Source organism: Dolichospermum circinale AWQC131C, assembly GCF_000426905.1.
GTDB lineage: Bacteria > Cyanobacteriota > Cyanobacteriia > Cyanobacteriales > Nostocaceae > Dolichospermum > Dolichospermum circinale.
On the sequence record NZ_KE384593.1, the window covers coordinates 1,073 to 2,801 of the forward strand.

Annotated in this window: 3 protein-coding genes; 2 read left to right on the forward strand and 1 reads right to left on the reverse strand. The window is 33.1% G+C overall.

The window, feature by feature from the left end; all coding sequences use genetic code 11:
- A partial coding sequence (locus tag ACIR131C_RS21820) for a barstar family protein (protein ID WP_196811719.1) occupies window positions 1-204 on the reverse strand: 204 nt, incomplete at its 3' end.
- 222 nt (window positions 205-426) lie between these two features.
- Here ACIR131C_RS21820 and ACIR131C_RS21825 point away from each other — a divergent pair.
- Together ACIR131C_RS21825 and ACIR131C_RS0103670 are read left to right on the forward strand one after the other, a co-directional pair.
- Window positions 427-855: a type II toxin-antitoxin system HicB family antitoxin gene (locus tag ACIR131C_RS21825; RefSeq protein ID WP_051347487.1), complete on the forward strand. Its 429-nt coding sequence runs from the start codon at window positions 427-429 to the stop codon at window positions 853-855.
- Window positions 852-1,277 carry a type II toxin-antitoxin system VapC family toxin gene (locus tag ACIR131C_RS0103670; protein WP_028089108.1) on the forward strand — a complete coding sequence of 142 codons (426 nt, stop codon included), beginning with the start codon at window positions 852-854 and terminating at the stop codon, window positions 1,275-1,277. Before ACIR131C_RS21825 ends, ACIR131C_RS0103670 begins: the two co-directional genes overlap by 4 nt.
- Window positions 1,278-1,729: the final 452 nt, after the last annotated feature.

A 1,729-nucleotide genomic window follows, 5' to 3' on the forward strand; every position in this document is an offset into this window, starting at 1 on the left:
AGCTTGAGCAAAGATATCAGCATGATCATATAATATCACATATCTTTGAGCCGGACACCATGTTAAATCGGTGATACATTCATCAAAAGCATCCCAGTTAGCGCCGAAGTATGGAGGAAATTCCATTGCTTCAGCAGCTTGTTTTAAAAATGTTTGTTTGCTATTAATTTTTTTACCATCAAGATAAAAAACTTTATGATTCATAGATTTATGGTGAGGAAATAGGTTAGTAAAATTGTCAGAATCAGGTGGTTATCGAGCGAAGTCAAGATAATGTCCAGGATTAGAGGATTTACAGGATGATAAAATATAAAATGGACGATTGTTAATAAAAATCTATAAATCTTAAAATCATGTAGATGATAATTTTAACTTTGTTCAAGTATTGTGTTATAATTAATTCAGAGTTAGAAGAGTAAAAATATCATGATTTTAGCTGTTAAAAATGCTCTTTCCACAATTGCACCCAAGTTAACTTATGATGTGTTAATTGAAAACCAAGAAGATGGCACTGTGAAAGCGACATTATTAAGTTTACCAGAATGTCAAGGTTTAGGTGCGAATAAAGAAGAAGCATTAAATAATCTTATTCAGCTTTTTCAAGCACGAAAACCAGAAATAGTAACTTTAGAAATTGAACCAGATAAAACAGAACATCCTTGGCTGAAATTTTCAGGAATGCACAAGGATAATCCTCTTTTTGGTGAAATACTAGAAGATATAGAAGCTGAAGGTAATGCTTGGGACGTGCTAGAGGCATTAACAGGAACTATTGAAGCACCAAGTGATTGGTCGAATCAACATAATTACTATTTATATGGTACTCCTAAACATGACAATGAGATCAGAGAATGAATCAGGAACGACTATTTTTAGATACGGTATTTATTCAGGCTCTATTAAACAAGAATGATCAATATCATACTCAAGCTAAAGCATTATTACCAAGGGTGAAAAATGCCGTTGAAGTATGGATAACAGAAGCCATTTTAATAGAAGTTGGTAATGCTTTAAGTGCAGTGAACCGCACAGCATCAGTTCAGTTTATTAATCAGTGTTATCAAACAGATAATATCAAAGTTGTCAGTGTAGATACACCGCTTCTTATGGGTGCGCTGGAACTTTATCACAGTCGTCAAGATAAAAATTGGGGTTTAACAGATTGTATCTCATTTATTGTGATGAAAGAACAGGGTTTAATTTATGCTGTAACGGCTGATATTCATTTTGTTCAAGCTGGTTTTGTGGCTTTATTAAGGAATCTAGGGAATAAGTAAATTGTCAGAATCAGGTGGTTATCGAGCGAAGTCGAGATAATAACCAGGATTAGAGGATTAACAGGATGTTTTTGAGAAAATATAGGTTTTTGTGAATGATAGAAAATATATTTTTCTCATAAAATTGTCTGATAGCGTAGCGTGGCGCAAGCCATATCAGGATGTCCAGGATTAGAGGATTAACAGGATGTTTTTTAGGAAATATAGGTTGTTGTGAATGATAGAAAATATATTTTCCTCTAAATCATAAATTATGATCATTAACTATTCACAGAAAACCTACAAATAACAATCCTGTACATCCTTAAATCCTGGACATTATCTCGACTTCGCTCGATAACCACCTGATTCTGACAACCACAACAAACAATCTCCAAATAGTGAAAAAGTAACTTTACCTATTTGTTAATAACTAAAAACTTGAGAGGAATATTATTAGCTTCCCAGTATTC

Bases quoted from the DNA above. Each gene is read 5' to 3' on its own strand.
- ACIR131C_RS0103670 (WP_028089108.1), top strand. From the start codon at position 852: ATGAATCAGGAACGACTATTTTTAGATACGGTATTTATTCAGGCTCTA.
- ACIR131C_RS21825 (WP_051347487.1), top strand. From the start codon at position 427: ATGATTTTAGCTGTTAAAAATGCTCTTTCCACAATTGCACCCAAGTTA.